Source organism: Streptomyces sp. NPDC002825 (assembly GCF_040295385.1).
Taxonomy (GTDB): domain Bacteria; phylum Actinomycetota; class Actinomycetes; order Streptomycetales; family Streptomycetaceae; genus Streptomyces.
Map to the genome: position 1 here is coordinate 48128 of NZ_JBEOVH010000039.1, position 22133 is coordinate 70260.

At 72.2% G+C, this 22133-nt stretch carries 23 protein-coding genes and 1 pseudogene; 14 read left to right on the forward strand and 10 right to left on the reverse strand.

All coding sequences use genetic code 11. The features are described 5' to 3' along the window. The first annotated feature begins 46 nt into the window (after nt 1–46). Together ABT041_RS34515 and ABT041_RS34520 are read left to right on the forward strand one after the other, a co-directional pair. On the forward strand, nt 47–1582 hold the full coding sequence (locus ABT041_RS34515; RefSeq protein WP_351192011.1) for a hypothetical protein: 1536 nt from the start codon (nt 47–49) through the stop codon (nt 1580–1582). 235 nt (nt 1583–1817) lie between these two features. Next, nucleotides 1818–3434 (forward strand): TROVE domain-containing protein, encoded by a 1617-nt coding sequence (locus ABT041_RS34520; protein ID WP_502976663.1) that lies wholly within the window; start codon nt 1818–1820, stop codon nt 3432–3434. Between the two features lie 36 nt (nt 3435–3470). Here ABT041_RS34520 and ABT041_RS34525 read toward each other — a convergent pair whose 3' ends face one another. Together ABT041_RS34525 and ABT041_RS34530 are read right to left on the reverse strand one after the other, a co-directional pair. After that, a complete protein-coding gene (locus ABT041_RS34525) occupies nt 3471–3929 on the reverse strand; it encodes a TIGR03618 family F420-dependent PPOX class oxidoreductase (RefSeq protein WP_351192013.1) in 459 nt (152 codons plus the stop codon). Between the two features lie 55 nt (nt 3930–3984). Beyond that, complete coding sequence (locus ABT041_RS34530) at nt 3985–5532, reverse strand: serine hydrolase (protein WP_351192015.1); 1548 nt, start codon at nt 5530–5532, stop codon at nt 3985–3987. 238 nt (nt 5533–5770) lie between these two features. Between ABT041_RS34530 and ABT041_RS34535 the strand changes: the two genes are divergently transcribed. Genes ABT041_RS34535 through ABT041_RS34545 form a run of 3 tightly spaced genes read left to right on the forward strand, consistent with a single transcriptional unit; the run spans nt 5771 to nt 7770 of the window. Next, a complete protein-coding gene (locus ABT041_RS34535) occupies nt 5771–6394 on the forward strand; it encodes a nitrilase-related carbon-nitrogen hydrolase (RefSeq protein ID WP_351192017.1) in 624 nt (207 codons plus the stop codon). A 51-nt stretch (nt 6395–6445) separates the two neighbouring features. Next, nucleotides 6446–7243, forward strand: coding sequence for a thymidylate synthase (locus tag ABT041_RS34540; RefSeq protein ID WP_351192019.1), 798 nt, complete (start codon nt 6446–6448; stop codon nt 7241–7243). Next, nucleotides 7240–7770: a dihydrofolate reductase gene (locus ABT041_RS34545; RefSeq protein ID WP_351192021.1), complete on the forward strand. Its 531-nt coding sequence runs from the start codon at nt 7240–7242 to the stop codon at nt 7768–7770. Before ABT041_RS34540 ends, ABT041_RS34545 begins: the two co-directional genes overlap by 4 nt. A gap of 104 nt (nt 7771–7874) precedes the next feature. Here ABT041_RS34545 and ABT041_RS34550 read toward each other — a convergent pair whose 3' ends face one another. The 5 genes from ABT041_RS34550 to ABT041_RS34570 form a co-directional block, all read right to left on the reverse strand. After that, nucleotides 7875–8879 (reverse strand): HEAT repeat domain-containing protein, encoded by a 1005-nt coding sequence (locus ABT041_RS34550; RefSeq protein WP_351192023.1) that lies wholly within the window; start codon nt 8877–8879, stop codon nt 7875–7877. 6 nt (nt 8880–8885) lie between these two features. Beyond that, complete coding sequence (locus ABT041_RS34555) at nt 8886–9554, reverse strand: HEAT repeat domain-containing protein (RefSeq protein WP_351192025.1); 669 nt, start codon at nt 9552–9554, stop codon at nt 8886–8888. 87 nt (nt 9555–9641) lie between these two features. Next, the gene (locus ABT041_RS34560; protein ID WP_351192057.1) at nt 9642–10169 is read right to left on the reverse strand and encodes an NUDIX hydrolase family protein; all 528 of its coding nucleotides are present in this window, start codon (nt 10167–10169) and stop codon (nt 9642–9644) included. A gap of 110 nt (nt 10170–10279) precedes the next feature. Further along, complete coding sequence (locus ABT041_RS34565) at nt 10280–10663, reverse strand: VOC family protein (protein WP_351192027.1); 384 nt, start codon at nt 10661–10663, stop codon at nt 10280–10282. Between the two features lie 129 nt (nt 10664–10792). Continuing rightward, nucleotides 10793–11545, reverse strand: a complete 753-nt coding sequence (locus ABT041_RS34570) for a GntR family transcriptional regulator (protein WP_351192059.1) — start codon at nt 11543–11545, stop codon at nt 10793–10795. Nucleotides 11546–11807: 262 nt separating this feature from the next. On the opposite strand from ABT041_RS34570, the gene ABT041_RS34575 reads away from it, so the two are divergent. From ABT041_RS34575 to ABT041_RS34600, 6 genes are all read left to right on the forward strand, one after another. Continuing rightward, the gene (locus ABT041_RS34575) at nt 11808–12953 is read left to right on the forward strand and encodes an ABC transporter substrate-binding protein (protein ID WP_351192029.1); all 1146 of its coding nucleotides are present in this window, start codon (nt 11808–11810) and stop codon (nt 12951–12953) included. Then, a complete protein-coding gene (locus tag ABT041_RS34580; protein WP_351192031.1) occupies nt 12953–13846 on the forward strand; it encodes an ABC transporter permease in 894 nt (297 codons plus the stop codon). Before ABT041_RS34575 ends, ABT041_RS34580 begins: the two co-directional genes overlap by 1 nt. Continuing rightward, nucleotides 13834–14754: an ABC transporter permease gene (locus tag ABT041_RS34585; protein WP_351192033.1), complete on the forward strand. Its 921-nt coding sequence runs from the start codon at nt 13834–13836 to the stop codon at nt 14752–14754. The genes ABT041_RS34580 and ABT041_RS34585 overlap by 13 nt, the downstream gene beginning before the upstream one ends. A gap of 3 nt (nt 14755–14757) precedes the next feature. Further along, the gene (locus ABT041_RS34590) at nt 14758–15843 is read left to right on the forward strand and encodes an ABC transporter ATP-binding protein (RefSeq protein WP_351192035.1); all 1086 of its coding nucleotides are present in this window, start codon (nt 14758–14760) and stop codon (nt 15841–15843) included. After that, nucleotides 15840–16511 (forward strand): HAD family hydrolase, encoded by a 672-nt coding sequence (locus tag ABT041_RS34595; RefSeq protein ID WP_351192037.1) that lies wholly within the window; start codon nt 15840–15842, stop codon nt 16509–16511. Before ABT041_RS34590 ends, ABT041_RS34595 begins: the two co-directional genes overlap by 4 nt. 107 nt (nt 16512–16618) lie before the next feature. Then, nucleotides 16619–17428, forward strand: coding sequence for an alpha/beta fold hydrolase (locus tag ABT041_RS34600; RefSeq protein ID WP_351192039.1), 810 nt, complete (start codon nt 16619–16621; stop codon nt 17426–17428). A 130-nt stretch (nt 17429–17558) separates the two neighbouring features. On the opposite strand, the gene ABT041_RS34605 is transcribed toward ABT041_RS34600, so the two are convergent. Continuing rightward, a complete protein-coding gene (locus tag ABT041_RS34605; protein ID WP_351192041.1) occupies nt 17559–18107 on the reverse strand; it encodes a GNAT family N-acetyltransferase in 549 nt (182 codons plus the stop codon). Nucleotides 18108–18300: 193 nt separating this feature from the next. Between ABT041_RS34605 and ABT041_RS34610 the strand changes: the two genes are divergently transcribed. Continuing rightward, nucleotides 18301–18840 (forward strand): ArsR/SmtB family transcription factor, encoded by a 540-nt coding sequence (locus ABT041_RS34610; protein ID WP_351192043.1) that lies wholly within the window; start codon nt 18301–18303, stop codon nt 18838–18840. After that, nucleotides 18837–20135 (forward strand): MFS transporter, encoded by a 1299-nt coding sequence (locus ABT041_RS34615; protein ID WP_351192045.1) that lies wholly within the window; start codon nt 18837–18839, stop codon nt 20133–20135. Before ABT041_RS34610 ends, ABT041_RS34615 begins: the two co-directional genes overlap by 4 nt. 37 nt (nt 20136–20172) lie before the next feature. Here ABT041_RS34615 and ABT041_RS34620 read toward each other — a convergent pair whose 3' ends face one another. Beyond that, complete coding sequence (locus tag ABT041_RS34620) at nt 20173–21078, reverse strand: NAD-dependent protein deacetylase (RefSeq protein ID WP_351192047.1); 906 nt, start codon at nt 21076–21078, stop codon at nt 20173–20175. Between the two features lie 130 nt (nt 21079–21208). On the opposite strand from ABT041_RS34620, the gene ABT041_RS34625 reads away from it, so the two are divergent. Beyond that, nucleotides 21209–21829, forward strand: a complete 621-nt coding sequence (locus ABT041_RS34625) for an HAD family hydrolase (RefSeq protein ID WP_351192049.1) — start codon at nt 21209–21211, stop codon at nt 21827–21829. Nucleotides 21830–21844: 15 nt separating this feature from the next. On the opposite strand, the pseudogene ABT041_RS34630 reads toward ABT041_RS34625, so the two are convergent. Then, nucleotides 21845–22042: pseudogene (locus tag ABT041_RS34630) on the reverse strand (VWA domain-containing protein); the annotation flags it as partial. Nucleotides 22043–22133: the final 91 nt, after the last annotated feature.

The window sequence follows — 22133 nt, forward strand, 5'->3', positions numbered from 1 at the left end:
GACGCGGTTCGGACCACGTCACGGCGCCATCCGTACAACCGTGGTCATGCCTTCGACCTACGCAACACTTCACGCGGTGCACCGGGAGTGGACCGCCTTCCGGCGTCCGGGCCGGCTGATCGCGATGGCGACCGCCGCGCTCGCCGTCATCGTCCTCGGCCTGCTCTACGCCTTCGGCAACCACGCGTCCTGCGACGGCCCGTGCCCCACCGACCCGACCGGTCCTGACGGAACCCTCGTCAGCGACCAGTTCTCCTTCCTGCACCAGGACCTCGGCGAGAACGGCGGCATCACCGTCCGGATGACGTCCATGACCGGCACGATCACCTACCCGCCGCCGCACCACGACAAGATCGTCCCCGGGCTCGTGCCCTGGGCGAAGGCCGGGATCATCCTCAAGGACGGGACCCGGCAGGGATCCTCGTATGCGGCGCTGATGGTCACCGGCAGCCACGGCGTGCGCATGCAGTACGACTACCGCCACGACATCGCGGGCAGCGCAGTTCGCGGCAGCGAGGTCTCGGCCCGGGCCCCGCGCTGGCTGCGCCTCACCCGGTCCGGCGACACGGTCACCGGCCACGAGTCCGCCGACGGTGAGCGATGGACGAAGGTCGGCACGGTACGGCTTCCGGGGCTGCCGGAGACCGTCCGGATCGGCCTGTTCGCGACCTCTCCGGGCGACCTGACCCTGCGGCGCGCCGGCCTCGGCGCCGCCACGGAACAGGTGCGCTGGACCCAGGCGGGCGGCGTCTTCGACCACGTCTCCCTCAAGGGCACGGCGGCGGCCGCCGGCTGGAGGAGCGACACCGTCGGCGAGGCGAACCGGACCGACTGGGAGAAGTACTTCCAGGCATCCGGCGCGGTGGAGAAGAACGGTGTGATCACCGTCACCGGATCCGGCGACATCGCCCCGGCGGGCGCCGAGGACGGCGCACGCCCGGTCGAGCGCACCCTCGGCGGCCTGGCCTTCGCGCTGCTCGTCGTCCTCGTGGTCGCGGTGCGGTTCGCCAGGTCCGCGTACCGCCGCGAAGCCACGGGCGGCGCGCCGGTCACCCGCGCGGAACTCGCGGCGAAGGCGATCGTCGTCGGAGGTGTCACCTTCGTCACCGGACTCCTCGCCATCGGCATCGTCATGCCCGTCGGCGTGACGATCCTGAAGGGCAACGGCATCCCCGTCCTCGGAGCGTCCGCACTCACCACAGCGCGGGTCGTCGTGGGCACGGCCGCGGCCCTCGCCCTCGCCGCGGTGCTCGCCTTCGCGGTCGGCGCCCTGCTGCGGCGCGCCCGGGTGGCGATCCCCGTCGCCGTCCTGACGATCGCGGTCCCGTACGTGGTGACCTCGCTCCCGCTGCTCGCCGACGGTCCGTCGCAGTGGCTCCTGCGCGTCACCCCGGCGGCCGGCTTCGCCACCCAGCAGTCCCTCGTCGCGTATCCGCAGGTGATCGCCCATTACGCGCCGTCCACCGGGTACTTCCCCCTTTCCTGGTGGGCCGGGCTCGGCGTACTCGGCGCGTACACGGCGGTCCTTCTGGGCCTCGCCCTCCGCCGCCCGCCGGAGAAGGGCAGGCCGCACCCGCGTTAAATCGGTTGGTGCGCGGGCCGGGGGTCTTGTACGTTGCTCTCGCGACCGCGCCTCCCGATGCGCCCGGCTGCGGCTACTTCCTTCGAAACAAAGTGACGCCGCCGCCTTCTCTGATCTCGGCAGGCGCGGGCGTCTCCGCCCCGTCGGACGTCGTGCCCGGGGCCTTCCGATCGTCTGAATCCGGGGGGATTCACTGCCTCGTCACGCCCGACGTGTCTCCAAGATGTGGTCCGACATGCTCGTCGCCCCACACGTCCTGGCGGCCGCCCGCGCCATGCCCGCGTCACCGTCCCGGCCTCCCCACCCACCCCTCGGGCCGGTGCTCCGCACCTACCCGGGCGGTCCGGCCTACGCCCGGGACCTCCGCGACCAGCTCTTCCTCCTCGCCGTCGGCAACTTCGTCTCCCAGAAGACCTTCTACGAGAGCGGCGAGGAGCGGGACACGCGGTACACCCGACTCGTCGCCGAACTCGCCGTCGAGGACCCCGAATGGACGGCCGGCCTGCTGCGCTGGCTGCGCGGCGAGGGCAACATGCGCACGGCGTCCCTGGTGGGCGCCGCCGCCTACGTACGGGCCCGGCTCAAGGCAGGGGCGACCGACGGCCCCTCCAACCGGTCCGTGATCGACTCCGTGCTCCAGCGCGCCGACGAGCCCGGGGAGCTGCTCGCCCACTGGATCTCGGCGTACGGGCGGAACGTGCCGCAGCCCGTGAAGCGGGGCATCGCCGACGGTGTGCGCCGGCTGTACACGTCCCGGTCCCTGGCCAAGTACGACACCGCCTCCAAGGCCTTCCGCTTCGGCGACGTGCTCAACCTCGTGCACGCCACCCCCGACCCGGACAAGCCCTGGCAGGGCGAGCTCTTCCGGTACGCGCTGGATCGCCGCCACCACCCCGAGCGGGCGGTTCCGCCGGTCTCCGACCCGCTGTTGACGGCCCACCGGGCGCTCATGGAATCGGCGCCGGACGAGCGCCGGGCCCTGGTGACGGGGCCAGGCGGCTCCGAACGCCTCGCCGCGGCGGGCATGACGTGGGAGGCCGTGGCGGGCTGGCTCCACGGACCGATGGACGCGGCCGTCTGGGAGGCCCTCATCCCCGTCATGGGGCCGATGGCGCTCCTGCGGAACCTGCGGAACTTCGACGAGGCGGGAGTCTCGGACGAGGTCGCGGCCCAGGTCGCCGCACGCCTCTCGGACCCCTCCGAGGTCGCCCGGGCCCGGCAGTTCCCCTTCCGCTACCTGGCAGCCCATCAGCAGGCGCCGTCGCCGCGCTGGGCCGCCCCGCTGGAACGGGCCCTGGGGCACTCCCTGGCCAACGTGCCCGCTCTGCCCGGCCGGACCCTGATCCTCGTGGACCGGTCCGACTCCATGTTCTGGGACACCGTCTCCGAGCGGTCCAAGCTGACCCGCGCCGACGCGGCCGCCGTGTTCGGCACGGCAGTGGCCATGCGCGCCGAGCAGGCGGACCTGGTGGAGTTCGGCTGGGGCAGCGCAGCGGTGCCGTACGCGAAGGGCGAGCCGGTCCTCGAAGTGCTGAAACGCTTCCGCGACATGGGAGGCACCTACACCGCGAAGGCCGTACGGAAGCACTACCGGGACCACGACCGGATCCTGATCGTCACCGACGAGCAGGGCGCCCCGTACGAGCCTGCCGTGCCGGCCGACACGGTCCCGGCCCGCATCCCGGTCTACACCTGGAACCTGGCGGGATACGAGCCCGCCCACAGCCCCCCAGGCGCTCACCGGCACACCTTCGGCGGCCTCACGGACGCGGCGTTCCGCACGGTCGGGCTCATCGAGGCGGGCGGGGAGGCCGTCTGGCCGTGGGCGTCGGGCACGAAGGACGGGGCCTGACCGCGCGCCTCGGTCGGCGATGGCCGGAGCCCGTGCTCAGCCGTTGATGTCCAGCGCCGTCCCGTACAGACGCGAGACCTTCAGCCGGATGACCACGCGCCGCTCGGCCACCTGCTGGTCCAGGAACGCGTTCTCGTCCTCGGGCCTGGCCGCCTCCGGAATCATCGCGAGCAGCTCCCGCCCGGTCGCGTCCCCGGGCGTGGTCGTGACCTCGGAGACCTCGGCCTCGCCCTCGGCCACGGCGAACGACCACACGTCGCCGCCCGGCACGTGCACGGCCGCGCGCGGATCACGCCGGAGTTGCTTCACCTTGACGCGGTCGGCGGTGGTGGAGAACCGGACGATGCGCGCCTCGGCGTCCCAGCTGTAGAGCATGGTGGTCAGATGGGGATGACCGCTGCTCTTGTTGGTGGCGAGGGTGCCGAACCGCTGCGTGCTCAGCAGTGCGGAGAGGGCGTCGTCGGACAGGGGGCGGGGTGCGGGTCCTTGAGTCATGACGTGATCAACTCACGCGCCCGCCCGGGCATTCCGCCCTACCCGGAAACCGCCCTCACCTGCCTTCGACGCGGGTGAACGTGCCCAGGCCCTCCGCGTCCAGGTACTCGACGGTGAACGACTTTCCGTCCGGCGTGAAGGTGACCCCGGTGAGGCCCACGGCGTTCTCGCCGGCCGTCGGGAAGCTGAACGTGTCGCCGTCGTAGTGCGTGAGCCGGTACCTCTGCGGCTCCGGCCCCAGATCGAGCGTCAGGGAGCCGTCCGCGCCGGCGACGACCTGCGCGCGCCCGTAGTAGGGGCTTTCGTACGTCCCGGCGTACGTGTCGGCCGCCTTGGCCGGCGCGGCGCCGGACGGCGGATGGGCGTAGTCGGTCTTCGACCGGCCCTCGTCCGCCTGCTGCTGGTACAGCGCGTCCACGAGCGGGATCCAGTCGCGGCTGATCTCGCCGGTCTGCGCGATGTCGAAGAAGTCGAGGGCGACGGCGTCGGCGACGCCGACAGGAGAGGTGTTGGTCAGGACGACGATGCCGAGCTGCTCGCCGGGCAGCATCGTCACGTTGGTGTGCGCGCCCTCGGCGAACGCCCCCGTGTGGGAGAGCCTGAGCCGGCCCTCGTCGTCGTAACTCACGTTCCAGCCGAGCCCGTAGAAGCCGGTCCGGCCGGCCGGGGCGTGGGGCGGACTGGCGACCGACTCGGGCCAGTGCGTGCGCTCCAGGGCGTCGGCGTCGACGATCTGCCGGCCGTCGAGCTTGCCGTTGGCCAGCTGGAGCTTCAGCCAGGTCGCCATGTCACGGGCGCTGGAACTGACGCCACCGGCGGGGGACTGCGCGTCCGGGTCCCGTACGAACTCCGGCTTCCAGGCGCCGTCGACCTCGACGTGACCCCAGGCCCGGTCGGGGGCCTTCTCGAAGTCCTCGAAGCGCGAGCTGGTGGAGTTCATGCCGGCCGGCTTGTAGAGCGTGTCGGCGGCGAGCTTCTCCCACGGCACGCCCTTCTCGTCGGCGACCGCCTGGGCGGCGGCCGTGAGCCCGAAGTTGGTGTAGGCGTAGCTCGCGCGGAACGGGGTGAGGGGCTCGTAGCGCAGATGGGACAGGATGTACGGGCGGTCGTAGCCGAGGTCTTCGAGCAGGTCCCCGGCGTGGTCGGGCAGGCCGCTGCGGTGCGAGAACAGGTCGGCGACCGTCACGTGGGAGGTGACCCACGGGTCCTTGAGGGCGAAGCCCGGCACGTGGGGCGCCACCGGCCGCGTCCAGCCCTCGGTGCCCACCGCTCCGGAGACGACGGTGGACGCGATCGGCTTGGAGACCGAGGCGAGCTGGAAGACGGTGTCGGCGTCGACGGCCGCACTCTCGCCGGCCTTCCGTACGCCGTACCCCTTCAGGTGGATGACCTTGCCGTCATGGACGACGGCGACGGCCACGCCCGGCACCCCGGTGCGTTTCATGGCGTCCTTGACGACTCCGTCGAGCCGGTCGACGGCGCGTTGCACGTCGGCGTCGTCGAGTTGGGGCGGCGGCTGGGCCGGCGGCGGCGTGGGCCCGGGCGCCGTAGCGCCCAACAGTGCGGTGAGTCCTGCCGCGGCAAGCCATCGAACGGTGCTCACCTCTCCATTCAAAGGCCTGCGTGGACGTCTGTCGCGCGCTGACCGGCCCCGAGGTCGTCGTCCTGCCCGAGGCGTTCATCGGCGGCTACCCCAAGGGCCTGGACTTCGGCATCACGGTCGGCAGCCGCACCGCCGAGGGCCGCGACCTCTTCCGCCGCCACCACGCCGCCGCCATCGAGTCCCAGGGCCGGAGACCCGGACGCTCGCCGCCGTCACCCGCGAGCTCGGCGTCCACGCCGTGGTCGGCGCGGTCGAACGCCGGGGCGGCACCCTGTACTGCGTCGCGCTCTTCTCCGGCCCCGACGGCTACCTCGGCCTGCACCGCAAGCTCGTGCCCACCGCCGCCGAACGCTACCTGTGGGGGCAGGGCGACGGCTCCACCCTGACCGTCGTCGACACCGGCACCGCCCGACTCGGCGCGGCCATCCGCTGGGAGAACTACATGCCGCTCCTGCGCACCGCGATGTACGCCGAGGGCGTGGACCTGTGGTGCGCGCCCACCGTCGACGACCGCGACGCCTGGCAGGCCACCATGCGGCACATCGCCCTGGAAGGCCGCTCCTTCGTCCTCGCCGCCTGCCAGTACCTGCGCCGCGACGGACTGCCGGACGACCTCCACCCCGTCCAGGGCGACGAGACCGACACCGTACTGATCGGCGGCGGCTCCGTCATCGTCTCCCCGCTCGGCGAGGTCCGCGCCGGGCCGCTGCGCGACGGCGAAGGCGTCCTCACCGCCGAACTCGACCTCGACGAGCTCGCGCGCGCCCGCTTCGACCTCGACACCACCGGCCACTACGCCCGCCCCGACGTCTTCGCCCTCCGCGTCGGCGAGACCGCCCGCACGACGGTGACCAGGCAATAGGCCCACCCGGCTGTCGAGGGTGGGAGGTGGCCGGCGGTAGACTCGGCGACCGTGGCGGATACCCAGTACGAAGACCTGTTGAAGACGGTGCTCACCTCGGGAACGGCGAAGGCCGACCGGACGGGCACAGGCACCCGGAGCATTTTCGGGCACCAGCTCCGCTACGACCTCTCGCAGGGCTTCCCGCTGGTCACCACCAAGAAGGTGCACCTCAAGTCGATCGTGTACGAGCTGCTGTGGTTCCTCCGCGGCGACTCGAACGTCGGCTGGCTCCAGGAGCACGGCGTCTCCATCTGGGACGAGTGGGCCGACGACAAGGGCGAGCTCGGGCCCGTCTACGGCGTCCAGTGGCGCTCCTGGCCCACGCCCGACGGCCGGCACATCGACCAGATCAGCCAGGTCCTCGACACGCTGCGCCGCGACCCGGACTCGCGCCGCATGATCGTGTCCGCCTGGAACGTCGCCGAACTCGACCGGATGGCGCTGGCCCCCTGCCACGCCTTCTTCCAGTTCTACGTCGCCGACGGCAAGCTCTCCTGCCAGCTGTACCAGCGCAGCGCGGACCTGTTCCTCGGCGTCCCGTTCAACATCGCCAGCTACGCCCTGCTCACCCACATGGTGGCGCAGCAGACCGGCCTGGAGCCGGGCGACTTCATCTGGACCGGCGGCGACTGCCACATCTACGACAACCACGTGGAGCAGGTGACCGAGCAGCTCAGCCGCACCCCGTACGCGTTCCCCGAGCTGAAGCTCCACAAGGCCGACTCGCTGTTCGACTACACGTTCTCCGACGTCGAGATCGTGGGCTACCAGCACCACCCGGGCATCAAGGCTCCGGTCGCCGTATGAGCAACCGTACGGACAGCGCCGCGCACATCGGGCTCATCTGGGCGCAGACCACCGACGGCGTGATCGGCGCCGACAACACGATCCCGTGGCGCCTCCCCGAGGACATGGCGCACTTCAAGGCGACCACCCTCGGCCACCCCGTGATCATGGGCCGCAAGACCTGGGACTCGCTGCCCGCCCGCTTCCGTCCCCTGGCCGGCCGCCGCAACATCGTGGTGACCCGGGACGCGCAGTGGACGGCCGAGGGTGCGGAGCGCGCCGGATCCATCGAAGCGGCCCTGGAGCTGGCGGCCGGGGCGGCGGAGCCGGACGACGAGGCGCTCGCCTGGGTCATGGGCGGCGGCGAGATCTACCGCGCCACCCTGCCCCACGCCCGGACGCTCTCGGTGACGGAAGTCGACACCGTGATCGACGGCGACACCTACGCCCCGTCCATCGAGGCCGACTGGCAGATCGCGGAGGACGGCGGCTGGCAGGACTCCACGACCGGCCTGCGCTACCGCATCCGCCGGTACACCCGCCCGTAGCCGACCGGCCGCGGCGGTCAGGGCAGCGCGCCTCACGCACCTTCGGGGGGTACGTGTCGGTCAGCGGGCCTCGCGCACGCGCATTCCCAGGATGTACGTGTCGGTCAGCGGGCCTCGCGCATTCCCAGGACGTACGTGGCGGTCAGCGCGACCGCGCGGTCCTCGTCCTCGGACAGCTCCGTCAGCGCCTGTGACGCCGTGCTCCCGGGGATGTCCGCGAGGGCCTGCGCGAGGCGCCGACGCTCGGACGCCCACGACGTGCCGTGGGCGAGCCGCTCCACCAGCAGGCCGGTGATCCGGTCCGCGAGCGCGGGACGGCTCGCCAGACCGCTCAGCGCGTCGGCGGCGTCGACGTCGTTGACCTCCTCGACGATCATGTCGACCAGCGTGGGGACCGCGTCGGCCACGCCGCGTGCCCCCAGCTCCAGGGCGGCGCACCTCCGCACCTCGACGGCGGGGTCCGCGAGGGCCTCCCGGAGCCGGGCGGTCGCCTCGGCGCCGGGGATCTCGGCGACGGACTCGACGGCGCGCTTGCGGACCTCGGCCACCGGGGAGCCGAGGCCGCGCGCGAGGAGCGGCAGCCCGCTGTCGCCGGAGCGGGCGAGGGCCCAGCGGAGGGCCCCCGCGACGACCGGGTCCGTCTCGCTCAGGACCGCCTCGGCCAGCGCCTCCACCGGCACCGGGGCCTCCTCCGCCGAGGACAGGGCGGCCCGCTGGCGCGTCTCCGGGCTCTTCGAGCCCAGTGCGTGGAGGAGGGCGACGACCTGGAGGACGTCCTGCCAGCCGGCGGGCTCCGCCGAGTCGATCCGGCGCAGCCGCGTGAGCAGCTCCGTCTCGGCCGCGATGCGCTCGCGCGTCTGCCGGATCAGGTCGTCGACGAGCTCCGAGGGCGCGAAGCCGGGATCGTCGAGCGCCCGCCCGACCTCGCGCAGCGAGAGCCCCAGGGACCGCAGGCTCTCGACGTGGAAGATCCGCCGGATGTCCGCTTCCGAGTACTCCCGGTAACCGCCGCCCGTGCGGCCGGTCGGCCGCACCAGGCCGAGCGCCTCGTAATGCCTGAGCATGCGGGCACTGACCCCGGAGTGCTTCGCCACCTCACCGATCAACACCGACGGTCACTCCTCCTGGCCGGCCGGACCGAGCACCATGATCCGCTTCGCTTCCCCGATCGCGGAGTCGAACCCGGCATCCGGGTCCTGCGACAGCTTCTCCGTCGCCAGCGCGTGCTGACGCACCTCCGGGCGGGGGTCCGACCGCGCGGCCCGCAGGACCGGCGTCATCGCATCGCCGAGCGCGATCAGCGCCCGGCTCAGGCTCAGCTGCGTCTCGCGCCCACCCCGCCCGAGCTGGGTCGCGAGCACCCCGGCCGGCTCGGACTCCGTGCCCTCGGGCACGAGCACGACCGCCGCCCGCCAGGCGCTCCGCGCCACCTCGTCGTCCGGGTCGGCCATGAGCTCCCGGGTGATCGCCGGCCAGGCCCGCCGGTCCCCGATCTTGGACAGGGTGTGCAGGGCCTGGCTGCGCGCCTGGGCCAGGTCCGAGCGGAGCTCGCGCAGGAGCAGGGGGAGCGTCAGCGCCGGCGAGTGCCGGGTGAGCGCCCACGTGAGCATTTCGCGCACCTGGAAGTCGGGCTCGATCGCGCAGCGTCCGACGAGCTCGTCGACGCACCTCGGGTCCGGTGCCGTGCCCACCGCGAGCGCGGCCCGCAGCCGTACCGACGCGCTGTCGCTCCCGAGCCCCCGCAGAGCCCGCATCACGTTCGTGGCCTCGTCGGCCATGGTCATGGGGACCACCTCCTCGGCCACAGTGAAGACCTTGTCACCGTGTCAAGGTCAAACAAGGGCGCGAGGCGGCCCTGCGGGGGAGCGGGGTCAGTAGGTGTGGCCGACGTGGGCGAGGGCCTGCTTGAGGAGGTGTCCCTGGCCGCCGGGCATCTCGTTCTGAACGGTCGGCGAGGCGGCCTCCTGCGGGCTGAACCACACCAGGTCGAGGGCGTCCTGGCGCGGACGGCAGTCGCCGGTGACGGGGACGATGTACGCGAGGGACACGGCGTGCTGGCGGGGGTCGTGGAAGGGGGTGATGCCGGCCGTCGGGAAGTACTCGGCGACGGTGAAGGGCTGCAGGGAGGCGGGGACGCGGGGCAGCGCCACGGGCCCGAGGTCCTTCTCCAGGTGGCGCAGCAGCGCGTCACGGACCCGCTCGTGGTGCATGACGCGGCCGGACACCAGGGTGCGGCTGATCGTTCCCTCGGCGCCGATCCGCAGGAGCAGCCCGATGCTGGTGACTTCGCCGCTGTCGTCCACGCGCACGGGGACGGCCTCGACGTAAAGGATCGGCATCCGGGACCTGGCCGTGTCCAGTTCGTCCGTGGTCAGCCAGCCGGGCGTGGTCTCAGTCATGTCGGACATCGCTTGATCATACTTTCCGGGCGGAGCTTCGGCCCAGGCCGCGTGTCCGCCGGCCGGGTGGGAGTTCGGAGGGGGCGCTGTCGTTCGGCGCCGTGGGGCGGTCAGAGGGGCTTGAGCCTCTGGTGGAGGAGACAGAACTCGTTGCCTTCCGGATCGGCGAGTACGTGCCAGTTCTCCTCGCCGGTCTGGCCGACGTCGACGGGCTTGGCCCCGAGCGCGAGCAGTCGCTCCAGCTCGGCGTCCTGGTCGCGGTCGGTGGCGTTGACATCGATGTGCAGCCGGAGCTTGCCCGTCCGAGGCTCGTCGCTGGGGCTGAGGATGAGCGTGGGCTGTGCGCCGCCGAACCCGATGCCGGCCGGCCCGATCTCGATGCTGCCGTCGTCCTCGCGGCCTACCTCGACGTAGTCGAGGACCTCGCTCCAGAACGCGGCGAGCCGCTCCGGGTCGGCGCAGTCGAGGATCAGCTCACTGATGCGGGATGCCATGCCGGCGAGTGTACGTGGCGGCTCGTCGTGACGCACCGTCATATGGGCGGCGTCAATTGTCGGTTGACTCCCGGAGAACGGCCGCCTCTTCGGTCCCGCCCGTGACCGCCGACGCGCCCTCGGCGGTCCTCACGTCAGCAGGGAGCCGGGGTCCCGGACGAGTGGGGCCGTGCCCACCGAGTTGCTCACGTTGAACGTGACGCTCCCCGCCCGGTAGCGGTCCTCGGTCCACTCGATGGGGCGCCCGTCCTGGTTGCTCGTGAGGTGCCGCTGCCGCAGCAGCGGGCTGCCCCGGCGGACGCGGAGCAGACGCGCGTCGTCGCTCCCGGCGGGGACCGCGTCGATGAGGTGCTCGCCGTAGTGGGCGACGATTCCCGCCTCCTCGGCCATGCTGTCCATGATCGAGGAGCAGTCGACGGGCAGGGCCTCGACCGCGGGCGCGACCCACTCCGCGTACGCCGTGCGCTCCACCATCACCGGCTCGTCGTCCAGGCAGCGCAGGCGCAGGACGTCGAGGACCCCGGCCCCCTCCGGGAGACCGAGGCGGCGCGCCTCCTCGGCCGTGGCCCGGCGCCGCTCGCGGTGCAGGAAGCGGCTCGCCGACCGGTAGCCCATCGTCCGCGCCCACTGGGCGAAGCTGTGGAGCTCGGCGAAGCTGTGCCGGCGCTCCCTGCGCAGCACGATCCGGCGGGCGCCCTGGCGCGAGCCGATGATGCCTTCCGAGGTGAGCAGGGCGACGGCCTGGCGCACCGTGCCGCGAGAGGCGGACCAGCGCTCGGCGAGATCGCTCTCGGAGGGCAGCCGGGCGCCGACGGCGTACTCGCCACTGAGGATCGAGCGGCGGAGCTCCTCCGCGATCTCCACGTACAGCGCCGTCACCATTGCCCCCATTTCGTACTTCAGTGTGCGCACCCGGTCACGGGGTGTGCTGTCCCGACGCCCACCCTAACCCGGCGAGTCGACCGGGGAAGGTCCTGTCGGTTCACCTCAAGTCCATGTGGTTCAGCTGGGGTTCACCACAACCGGCTCTTCCGGGAGGCGTCTGGATCTCGCCATGTTCCGTTCACTTCCCAGACAGGGGGTGCGGGCGAACTGGGGGCGTCTTGTTCAGACAAGTTCCGTCACTTGCTTCTGGGAGAACCCCGTGCGCAGAACCCCCGTAGCCGCAGCCCTGCTCGGCGCCGCCGTCCTGACCACCCTCACCGCCTGCGGTGCCGCCCCCGAGGGCGCGGTCGGCACGGACGCCAAGGGTGCGAAGGCGGCCACCGCCGCCTCGGCCAAGGACTTCGGCGGCATGGACGCCCTCGTCAAGGCGGCCAAGCAGGAGGGCGCCCTGCACGTCATCGCGCTTCCGCCGGACTGGGCCAACTACGGCGAGCTGATCAAGGCCTTCGAGACGAAGTACGGCATCAAGGTCGAGAGCGAGAACCCGGACGCCTCCAGCGCCGACGAGATCGCCGCCGTCAAGTCCCGCAAGGGCCAGAAGCGCGCCCCCGACGTCCTCGACCTCGGCATCGCCTTCGCCCGCAGCGGCGCCGGGGAAGGCCTCTTCGCCCCGTACAAGGTCGAGGCCTGGGACAAGATCCCCGCGGCTCAGAAGGACGCCGACGGCCGCTGGTACAACGACTACGGCGGCTACGTCTCCATCGGCTGCGACGCCAAGCGCATCCCGAACTGCCCCAAGACCTTCGCCGACCTCCTCAAGCCCGAGTACAAGGGCAAGGTCGCCCTCAACGGCAACCCGACCAAGTCCGGCTCCGCCTTCGGCGGCGTGTACGCGGCCGCCCTCGCCAACAAGGGCTCCTTCGCCGACATCCAGCCCGGCATCGACTTCTTCGGCACGCTCAAGAAGAGCGGCAACTTCATCCCCGTCGAGTCCACCCCGGCCACCGTCGAGAAGGGCGAGACGCCCATCAGCATCGACTGGGACTACCTCAACGCCGGCTACGCCGACCAGTTCAGGACCAAGGGCGTCGACTGGCAGGTCGCCGTCCCCACCGACGGCGTGTACGCGCAGTTCTACTCCCAGGCCGTCAGCAAGGACGCCCCGCACCCCGCCGCCGCCCGCCTGTGGATGGAGTTCCTCTACAGCGCCGAGGGCCAGAACCTCTGGCTCAAGGGCTACGCCCGCCCCGTCCTGCTCCCGGCCATGACCGCCGACGGCACCGCCGACAAGACCTTCGTGGCCAAGCTCCCCAAGGTCGACGGCACCCCCTCCTTCCCGGCCTCCGCCGAGCTCGACAAGGCCAAGGCCACCCTCGCCGAGAAGTGGGACAAGGCCCTCTCCTGATGACCTCAGCCACCCCCACCACGGGAACCGCCGGCGGCACCCGCCGCCGGCGGCGCGGCCCGCGCACCTGGCTCGCCGCCCTTCCCCTGATCGCCTTCACCGCCCTCGCCTTCGGACTGCCCCTCGGCGCCCTCCTGTACGGCGCCGTCACCCGCACCGACCCGGCCAGCGGCACCACCGCCCTCACCGGCGAACACCTGAGCCGCTCCCTCCAGGGCCCGTACCTCGGCTCGCTCCTCGGCAGCCTGCAACTCTCCGCGCTCACCGCCCTGATCGGCTCCGTCCTCGGCGTCCTCATCGCCCAGGCCGTCGTCACCTCCCGGTCCCAGGCCCTGCGCAGCGCCGTCCAGACCGCCTCCGGCGTCCTCGCCAACTTCGGCGGGGTCCCCCTCGCGTTCGCGTTCATCGCGACCGTCGGCATCTCCGGCGTCGTCACCCAGCTCGCCGACCTCACGAGCCTCGGCTGGAACCTGTACTCCTTCGGCGGCCTCGCCGTCGTCTACCTGTACTTCCTCATCCCGCTCATGGTCCTGGTGATCCTGCCCGCGCTCGACGGCCTGCGCCCCCAGTGGCGGGAGGCCGCGCAGAACGCCGGCGCCGGCGGATGGCAGTACTGGCGCCACGTCGGCATCCCCGTCCTCGCGCCCTCCCTGCTCGGCGGGTTCGTGCTGCTCTTCGGCAGCGCCTTCGCCGCCCACGCCACCGCGGCCGCGCTCGTCGGCGGCTCCGTCCCCCTGGTCACCCTGAAGATCGCGGACGCCCTCTCCGGCAACGTCCTCGTCGGCCAGGAGAACGTGGCCCTCGCCCTCGGTCTCGACATGATCCTGATCGCCGGCCTGGTCATGGCGGTCTACCTCCCCCTCCAGCGCAGGAGCGCCCGATGGCTGCGATGACCCCCACCGCCCCGGACGTCACCCCCGGATCCGCGGGGCGGCCGGCCGCCCCGCCCGCCACCGTACGGACCCGGCGCCGCCCCCGCCTGTGGCGCGGCCTCGTCCTCGGCCTCGGGGGCGCGTACTTCCTCGTCCCGCTGATCGCGTCCTTCGTCTTCAGCGTGCACACCCCCGGCCAGGGCGTCTCCTTCGAGGCGTACACCGCCCTGCTGTCCGCCGACGGATTCACCCAGAGCCTGCTGCTCTCCCTCGGCCTCGCCGCCGCCACCATCGCGCTCGCCCTGCTGCTCGCCGTGCCCGCCCTGGTCGCGGTCCGCCTCGGCGCGCCGCGCCTGCGGCCGGTCGTCGAGGTCATGTGCATGCTGCCGCTCGTGGTGCCGCCGATCGCGCTCGTCACCGGCATCAGCACCGTACTGCGCTGGGGCCCCGACCACCTGTCGCGGACGCCGCTCTACCAGACGTTCCTCGCCGTCCAGAACGAGGACTTCCCCTTCGTCCTGGTCCTCGCGTACACCGTCATGGCCCTGCCGTTCGTCTACCGCTCCCTCGACGCGGGACTGCGCGCCGTCGACGTCCCGACCCTCGTCGAAGCCGCCCGCAACTGCGGCGCGTCCTGGCCGTACGTCATGCTCCGGGTGATCCTCCCCAACCTGCGCTCCTCGCTCGCCGGCGCCGCCTTCCTCACCCTCGCCCTCGTCCTCGGCGAGTTCACCATCGCCTCGATCCTCGGCTTCCGGCCCTTCGCCGTCTGGATCGTCTCCATCTCCGGCGCCCAGGCCCGCATGTCGGTGGCCGTCTCCCTCCTGAGCCTCCTCATCACCTGGCTGCTGCTCCTCGTCCTGTCCCGGGCGGGAACCGCCCAGACCGGCACGCCCGGAGCCCCCCGCACCTCCCGCAAGGAGTCCTGACCCATGACCTCAGCCACAGCGGAACGGACCGAGTCCACCACGGCCACCGGCGCCCGCGTCGAATTCCGCGGCCTGCGTCGCGCCTTCGGCACCACCGTCGCCCTCGACGGCCTCGACCTGACCGTCGAACCCGGCGAACTCCTCGCGCTCCTCGGCCCGTCGGGCTGCGGCAAGACCACCGCCCTGCGGGTCCTCGCCGGCTTCGAGCGACCGGACTCCGGCGAGGTCCTCGTGGACGGCGCCGACATCACCCACGTCCCGGCCAACCGCCGCGACGCCGGCATGGTCTTCCAGTCGTACAGCCTCTTCCCCAACCTCACCGCCCGCGACAACGTCGCCTTCGGGCTCCGCGTCCGCAAGGCCAAGGCGGCCGAACGCCACGCCCGCGCCGGCGAACTCCTCGACCTGGTCGGCCTGCCCGAGCACGGCGGCCGCTACCCGCACCAGATGTCCGGCGGCCAGCAGCAGCGCGTCGCCCTCGCACGGGCCCTCGCCCTGCGCCCCCGCGTCCTGCTCCTGGACGAGCCCCTCTCCGCGCTCGACGCCAAGGTCCGGCTCAGCCTGCGCGAGGAGATCCGCCGGCTCCAGCTCGCCCTCGGCATCACCACGGTGTTCGTCACCCACGACCAGGAGGAGGCGCTGTCCATGGCGGACCGCGTCGCCGTCCTCAACGCCGGCAGGCTGGAGCAGTGCGCGGCCCCCGCCGAGCTCTACCGCCGTCCCGCGACCGCCTTCGTCGCCGAGTTCGTCGGCACCATGAACCGCCTCCCCGGCCGCCTCACGGACTCCGGCCTCGTCGAGGCGGCCGGCAGCCGACTCCCCGTCGACGGAGACGTCCCCGCCACCCGCGACGTCGAGGTGCTCGTCCGCCCCGAGAACGTCACCGTGACCGCCGACACCGAGGGCGAGGCCGTCATCGTCTCCACCTCCTTCTTCGGCTCCGTCACCCGCGTCCACCTCGACCACCGCGGTACGACGGTCAAGGCGGACCTCCCGTCGCGCGACGCGGGCGACCTCACCCCGGGCACCCGCGCCACCGTCGGCCTCGCCCCGCACCCCGTCCTCGTCGTGCCGCGGGCGGAGCGGTGAGCCCGCTCGCCGCCGTCCTCTTCGACATGGACGGCACCCTCGTCGACACCGAGGTCCTCTGGTGGCAGGCGACGGAGGAGGTCGCCGCACGCCTCGGACACCGGCTGACGGACGCCGACGCGCCCGCGGTCGTCGGACGCGCCGTCGAGGACACCGCCGCCCATCTCGTACGAGCCACCGGCGCGCCCGACCGGGACGGCATCGCGTCGGCGCTGACCACGGCCTTCCAGCAGCGCGTCGACGAGGGCGCGCCGATGCGCCCGGGAGCCGACCGGCTCCTCGCCGAACTGGAGCGGGCGGGACTGCCGTTCGCGCTGGTCAGCGCCTCACCCCGTTCAGTGGTCGACTCGGTCGTGGGCGGCGCGCTCGCGCACGTCCCGTTCGCCTTCACGCTCTCCGCCGACGACACCGCGCGCACCAAGCCGCACCCCGACCCGTACCGCACGGCCGCCGAGCGGCTCGGCGTTCCGGCAGCGGCGTGCGTGGCCGTCGAGGACTCGCCGGACGGAGCAGCCTCGGCCGACGCGGCCGGCTGCACGGTCCTCGTCGTCCCCTCGATGCTGCCGGTGCCTCCGGGCCCGGACCGGGTCTTCGCGGACAGCCTGGAGCACGTGTCCCTCGACGGCCTGCGCCGCCATGTCCGCGAGAGGGCGGCGGCGCGAGGCTGAGGAGCCCCCTCGCGCACCCGCTCGGCCGCAGCCTCCGCAATGCCCCGAGTGTCCCCCCGTCGCCCTCCTTCCTATGCTGGAGGAAGGAGAGGTGAGGAGGGCCGCCGATGGCCGCCGTCGCCGTACACAGCGCCGTCCTGGGGGAGGGGCGTCCGACGCTTCCGTACGCGGAGGCCGGCCGTCCAGGGGGCCTGCCGCTCGTCCTCGTGCACGGCTACCTGGACTCCTGGTGGACGTTCGAACCGATGCTGCGCCGCATGCCGCCCGCGCTGCACGCGTACGCCCCCACCCAACGCGGCCACGGCGACGCCGAGAAACCGCAGGAGGGGTACCTGCCGGAGGACTTCGCCGGGGACCTGGTCGCGTTCATGGACAGCGTGGGCATCGGACGAGCGGTTCTGGTGGGCGGATCCAGCGGCGGCGTGTACGCCCGGATCGTCGCCGGCCGCCGGCCGGACCGCATCGCGGGCCTGGTCCTGCTCGGCGTCCCAGCGACCCTCGCGGACAAGCCGAAGGCGGAGGAATTCCGGCAAGCCGTCAGCGAGTTGAAGGACCCCGTGGACCCGGCGCTCGCGGCATCCTTCGTGGACGGCCTGACGGCGACCCCCATGGGGCGCGGCTTCCTGCAGACCATGGTCGACGAAACCCTGAAAGCCCCGGCGCACGTCTGGCGCGAGACCCTGCGCGGCCTTCTGGAGACCGACCTCCGCGCCACCCTGTCGGGCATCCTCGTGCCCACCCTCGTCGTGTGGGGCGACCAGGACCCGGTCCTGACCCGCGAGGACCAGCAGACGATCCTCGACACGATCCCCGACGCCCGGCTCCTCGTCTACGAGGGCGTGGGCCACGTCGCGTACTGGGAGGACCCGGACCGCGTACTGCGCGACCTGACGGCCTTCCTGGCCGACCGGACGTGAGGACGGGCTGCTCGTCGGCGCCGGTCAGCCCGTACGGTGCGGCGAAGGCGACGGCCGGCCGCCCGGCTCAGGGGAGTACGCGCGTTCCTCGGTCCCCGGGCCGGCGAGGAGTGAGGCGACCGGGCGTCCCTCAGACCTCGGGAAGGGACGGGTCGGGTGTCCACGGCGCGGGGGCGGTGACGGCCCAGCGTTCGTGGTCCCGCCATTCTCCGTCGATGTAGAGGTAGTCCGGCGAAACCCCTTCGAAGCGGAAGCCCAGCCGCTGGACCAGGGCGAGGGACGCCTTGTTCTCCGGCTGGATGCAGGCCTCCACCCGGTGGAGGCGCAGTTCGGTGAAGGCGTACTGGAGGGCGAGGGCGACGCCCTCGGTCATGTAGCCGGACCCCGCGGACGGGGCGAAGGCGGCGTAGCCGATGGACGCGCCCTGGTAGCGGCCCCGGATGATCGAGTTGATGTTGACCGAGCCCGCGACCGCGCCGGTCTCCCGCACACGGATCAGGAGGCCCAGGTTGCTGCCGTCGTCGAAGCGGTGCATCCAGGCCCGGAAGTCCTCCGCGGTCGCGGGCAGCTGCATCCACGGATGGTGGAGTTCGGCACTGGCCCGCACGAGCGCGCAGAACTCGTCCTGGTCGGAGAGGGTGAGCGGGTGGAGTTCGACCCGTGGCGTCGTCGTGAGCATGCGCTAACGCTAGGGCCTGTGCCGGCAAGGTCAACCGCGTTATCCGTCTTCCGTTTCGGGCTCCGTGAGCTGGTACGGCCCCGGCACCGAGGCCTTGATCGGTTCCTGGGGCACGCGTGCTGGAACGGTCGGTTCCGGAACCCGTGGCGGAACCCCCTTGCCCAATGGTCAAGAAGTGTTGACCATTGGGGGCATGTCAACCGAAGAGCTTCCAGAGACGTTCCACGTCACCACCGACGAGCAGCTACGCGCCGTCTCCAATCTCACGCGCCACCGGATCATGGCCGTGCTCCGCTTCGAGCCCGCGACGATCACGCAGATCGCCGAGCGCGTGGGCCTCGCGAAGGGGAGTTCCAGCTACCACGTGCGGCTGCTCGAACGGGCCGGCCTGGTGAAGGTGGTGCGCACGCGGAAGGTGCGGGGCGTCACCGAGCGGTACTACGCCATGGCCGCGCGGTCCATCGTGCTGCCCGATCCGGGCGAGGGAGGCCCGGACGTGCTGATGCGGCATGCGGTGGCCGACCTGGAGGCGGCGCCGGCGGATGCCGAGCGGCACGTGGGGATGGCGCATCTGCGGCTCACCGACGAGCAGTTCGCGGAGCTGGGGGCGCGGCTGCAGGCACTGGCGGACGAGTACCGCGAGCTGTCCGATGCGTCGCTGCCGGACGCGTCCTTCGTCTTCGCACTGTTCCACCCGGCATCGCGCACGCAGGCCGACGGGGAGGCCAAGTGACCTCAGACATACGGAAGCTGCCGACCGGGTTCGGACGGCTGTGGACCGCGCAGACGGTGTCCTCGCTCGGCGACGGCGTGACGCATGCCGCGCTGCCGCTGCTCGCGTTGACACTGACGCGGGATCCGATGGCGCTCGCCGTCGTCACGGCCGTCGGAACGCTGCCGTGGCTGCTCTTCGGGGTGCTCGGCGGCGCGCTGGTGGACCGCTGGGACCGCCGGCGCACGATGTGGGTCACGGACGCGGCGCGTGCGCTGCTGCTCGCGATACCGGCGGCCGCGGCCGCCCTCGACGTGCTCAGCATTCCCCTGCTCGCCGCCGTCGCCTTCCTCCTCGGCCTCGGCGGACTGTTCTTCGACACGGCCGCCACGGCCTATCTACCGGACCTGCTCGGCCGCGACCCCGCGCTCCTGGAGCGCGCCAACTCCCGCATGCGCGGCACCCAGACCGCCGCGTCCGGCTTCGCCGGGCCGCCCGCGGGCAGTGCCCTGCTCGCGCTCGGACGGGCCGTTCCGCTGCTCGCCGACGCGCTCTCGTTCGCGCTGTCCGCACTGCTCGTACGCTCGCTGCCCGCCGCACCCCGTCCCGTACCGCAGGCCCGTGAGTCGCTGCTGCGGCAGGCACGGGCCGGCGCCTCGTACGTCTTCCGGGACCAGTTGCTGCTCGGGCTCGCGCTGCGCCCGGCGGTCGGGAACATCGCCTTCCTCGCCGTCGAGACCGTACTCGCCCTCTTCGCGCACGACCGTCTCGGTATCGGCACCTTCGGCTTCGGCCTGCTCCTCACGGCGGAGGCCACGGGCGGGCTGCTCGGCGCCGGCGTCGCCTCCTTCCTCGGCCGACGACTCGGCACCGGCACCGCACTGACCTGTACGGCCGCGGTCGAGGGACTCGCCGTCCTGGGACTTGCCGCCGCCCCGAACCCGTACGTCGCCGGCCTCGCGCTCGCCGTCTGCGGAGCGGGCATGGGCGCCACGATGGTGCTCGCCCCCTCCCTCCGGCAGGCGATCGTCCCCGCCCACCTGATGGGCCGGGTCGCCTCCACCTCCCGCATGCTCGCCATGTGCGCCGCCCCGTTCGGCGCCTTCCTCGGCGGCTGGCTGGCCACCGCCCATGACGTCCGCACCCCGCTCTACGCCGCCGCCGGCCTCCTCCTCGCCATGACCACCGTCACCGCGACCATGACCAGCAACCGCAGGGTCGAGCAGGCGCTGCGCGCCGCTGCCCGGGACGGTGAACCAGCGCATCCGGAAGCCCGGGACGCACGTCAGGAGCCCGTCCAGAGCTCCGCGAGGTAGTCGAGGCCATGGCGAGCCCGGCCGGCCCCGCGACTGCTCACTCCCGGAACCCGGCCTGCTCCCCGACCGGGGCGCCCAGCCGCTCCGCGAGGCTGGTGAGGGCCGCGCCGAGGGGGAGGGCGATACGGGTGAGGGCGTGCCGGTCGCCGCGGGTCGGGTCCCGGTTGATGATCAGTACCGGGATCCCCGCCTCCGCCGCCTGACGCACGAACCGCAGCCCGGACATCACCGTGAGTGACGAGCCGAGGACCAGCAGGGACGCGGCCTCCCCGACCAGCCTGCGGCAGTGCTCGACCCGCTGCGGCGGGACGGCCTCGCCGAAGAACACCACGTCCGGTTTGAGGATGCCGCCGCAGTTCGCGCAGGGCAGCACGCGGAAGTCCGCGACCTGCTCGTCGGTGAGGTCGGCGTCCCCGTCCGGATTGATCCCGGCCGCCACCGGTTCGAATCCCGCGTTGGCCTCTTCGAGACGCCGGGCCAGCTCGCGGCGCGGACTGTACGTGCCACAGGACAGGCAGACGACCCGGGCCAGGCTGCCGTGGAGCTCCACGACCCCGCCGCTGCCGGCGGCCTGGTGCAGGCCGTCGACGTTCTGGGTGATCACGCCGGAGAGCAGGCCCCGGCGGGCGAAGGCGGCGACGGCCCGGTGCCCGGCATTGGGCAGGGCGCGCCCGAAGGTGCGCCAGCCGAGGTGGCTGCGCGCCCAGTACCGGCGCCGGGCCTGGGCACTGCCGATGAAGTCCTGGTAGGTCATCGGGGTGTGCCGGCTGAGGCTTCCGCCCTCGCCCCGGTAGTCGGGGATACCTGACTCGGTGGAGATCCCCGCCCCGCTGAGCACCAGCACACCACCGGCCCCGAGCGCCTCGGCGACCGGCCCGAGGTCCGTCGTACCCGGTGGCAGGTCCTCGTCGGGGATCCAGCTCAGAGTGGGGCGCATGCGCATGCCGCCAGCGTACGAAACCGGCACCTGGTCCGCGATTGCGACAGGGGCGTCACAGGCCGCGGAGATCGCTTGACCGTGAGCCGGAGGGGGTGGGGAGAGTGGGGGCCGGAACGAAGACGGGGGAGTGCGTATGTCCGAGACCTGCGTGATTTTCGACATCGGTGGCGTGCTGGAGCTCACGCCGGACACGGGATGGGTGCAGCGGTGGGAGCAGCGGCTGACGCTGCCCCACGGCACCGTGCGCCGGCGGATGCGTGACGTGTGGCAGGCCGGCAGCGTCGGCACGATCGGCGAGCGCCAGGTGCACGAGCAGGTGGCGGCACGTCTGGCGCTCGACGGTCCCCAGGTCGAGGCGTTCATGGCCGATCTCTGGACCGAGTACCTGGGGACCCCGAACAACGAACTGATCGACCATGTGCGAGCACTCCGCGGTCGCTGCCGGCTGGGCATCCTCAGCAACAGTCTCGTCGGCGCGCGGGAGCGGGAGACGGCGCTCTATCGCTTCGACGAACTCGTCGAGCAGATCGTCTACTCGCACGAGATCGGCATCGAGAAGCCCGACCCGCTCGCCTTCGAGGCGGCGTACACCAGCTTGGACGTACGGCCGGAGAACTGCCTCTTCATCGATGACGTGGCGGTCAACGTGGAGGCGGCCCGGGCGGTGGGCATGCAGGCCCATCTGTTCGAGGACAACGCCCGGACCATCTCACGTATCGCAGCGCATCTCGACGCCGAACGACGATTTCCCTGAAAGACGATTCCCTCGTCAGACCATGACGAGAAGTCGCGTCTGCGGGACCAGCTTCCGATTCACACTGGTGCTCTGCACGAAGATGGTGAAGTCGTCGTTCTGGTCGGGCTTGACGCGCGTCTCCACGTCCGGAAGACCGAGCAGGGTCCGGGCCTGAGGACCCGTGTACACCCGGTCCGTCTTCTTCTCCAGTACCGCGATCTGCTTCCGTGAGCCTTTTCCATCCTTACCCTGAGCTGGTCAGATGAAGGGTCAGGACAGCCTGGACGAGTTTGGTGATCCGGGTGGTTGAGCACCGTAGTTT

What these genes read in the sequence shown, in the direction of transcription:
- ABT041_RS34515 (WP_351192011.1), top strand. Translation starts at nt 47, where the DNA reads ATGCCTTCGACCTACGCAACACTTCACGCGGTGCACCGGGAGTGGACC.
- ABT041_RS34520 (WP_502976663.1), top strand. Translation starts at nt 1,818, where the DNA reads ATGCTCGTCGCCCCACACGTCCTGGCGGCCGCCCGCGCCATGCCCGCG.
- ABT041_RS34525 (WP_351192013.1), bottom strand. Translation starts at nt 3,929, where the DNA reads ATGACTCAAGGACCCGCACCCCGCCCCCTGTCCGACGACGCCCTCTCC.
- ABT041_RS34545 (WP_351192021.1), top strand. Translation starts at nt 7,240, where the DNA reads ATGAGCAACCGTACGGACAGCGCCGCGCACATCGGGCTCATCTGGGCG.
- ABT041_RS34555 (WP_351192025.1), bottom strand. Translation starts at nt 9,554, where the DNA reads ATGACCATGGCCGACGAGGCCACGAACGTGATGCGGGCTCTGCGGGGG.
- ABT041_RS34560 (WP_351192057.1), bottom strand. Translation starts at nt 10,169, where the DNA reads ATGACTGAGACCACGCCCGGCTGGCTGACCACGGACGAACTGGACACG.
- ABT041_RS34565 (WP_351192027.1), bottom strand. Translation starts at nt 10,663, where the DNA reads ATGGCATCCCGCATCAGTGAGCTGATCCTCGACTGCGCCGACCCGGAG.
- ABT041_RS34570 (WP_351192059.1), bottom strand. Translation starts at nt 11,545, where the DNA reads ATGGTGACGGCGCTGTACGTGGAGATCGCGGAGGAGCTCCGCCGCTCG.
- ABT041_RS34580 (WP_351192031.1), top strand. Translation starts at nt 12,953, where the DNA reads ATGACCTCAGCCACCCCCACCACGGGAACCGCCGGCGGCACCCGCCGC.
- ABT041_RS34585 (WP_351192033.1), top strand. Translation starts at nt 13,834, where the DNA reads ATGGCTGCGATGACCCCCACCGCCCCGGACGTCACCCCCGGATCCGCG.
- ABT041_RS34590 (WP_351192035.1), top strand. Translation starts at nt 14,758, where the DNA reads ATGACCTCAGCCACAGCGGAACGGACCGAGTCCACCACGGCCACCGGC.
- ABT041_RS34600 (WP_351192039.1), top strand. Translation starts at nt 16,619, where the DNA reads ATGGCCGCCGTCGCCGTACACAGCGCCGTCCTGGGGGAGGGGCGTCCG.
- ABT041_RS34605 (WP_351192041.1), bottom strand. Translation starts at nt 18,107, where the DNA reads ATGCTCACGACGACGCCACGGGTCGAACTCCACCCGCTCACCCTCTCC.
- ABT041_RS34610 (WP_351192043.1), top strand. Translation starts at nt 18,301, where the DNA reads ATGTCAACCGAAGAGCTTCCAGAGACGTTCCACGTCACCACCGACGAG.
- ABT041_RS34620 (WP_351192047.1), bottom strand. Translation starts at nt 21,078, where the DNA reads ATGCGCATGCGCCCCACTCTGAGCTGGATCCCCGACGAGGACCTGCCA.
- ABT041_RS34625 (WP_351192049.1), top strand. Translation starts at nt 21,209, where the DNA reads ATGTCCGAGACCTGCGTGATTTTCGACATCGGTGGCGTGCTGGAGCTC.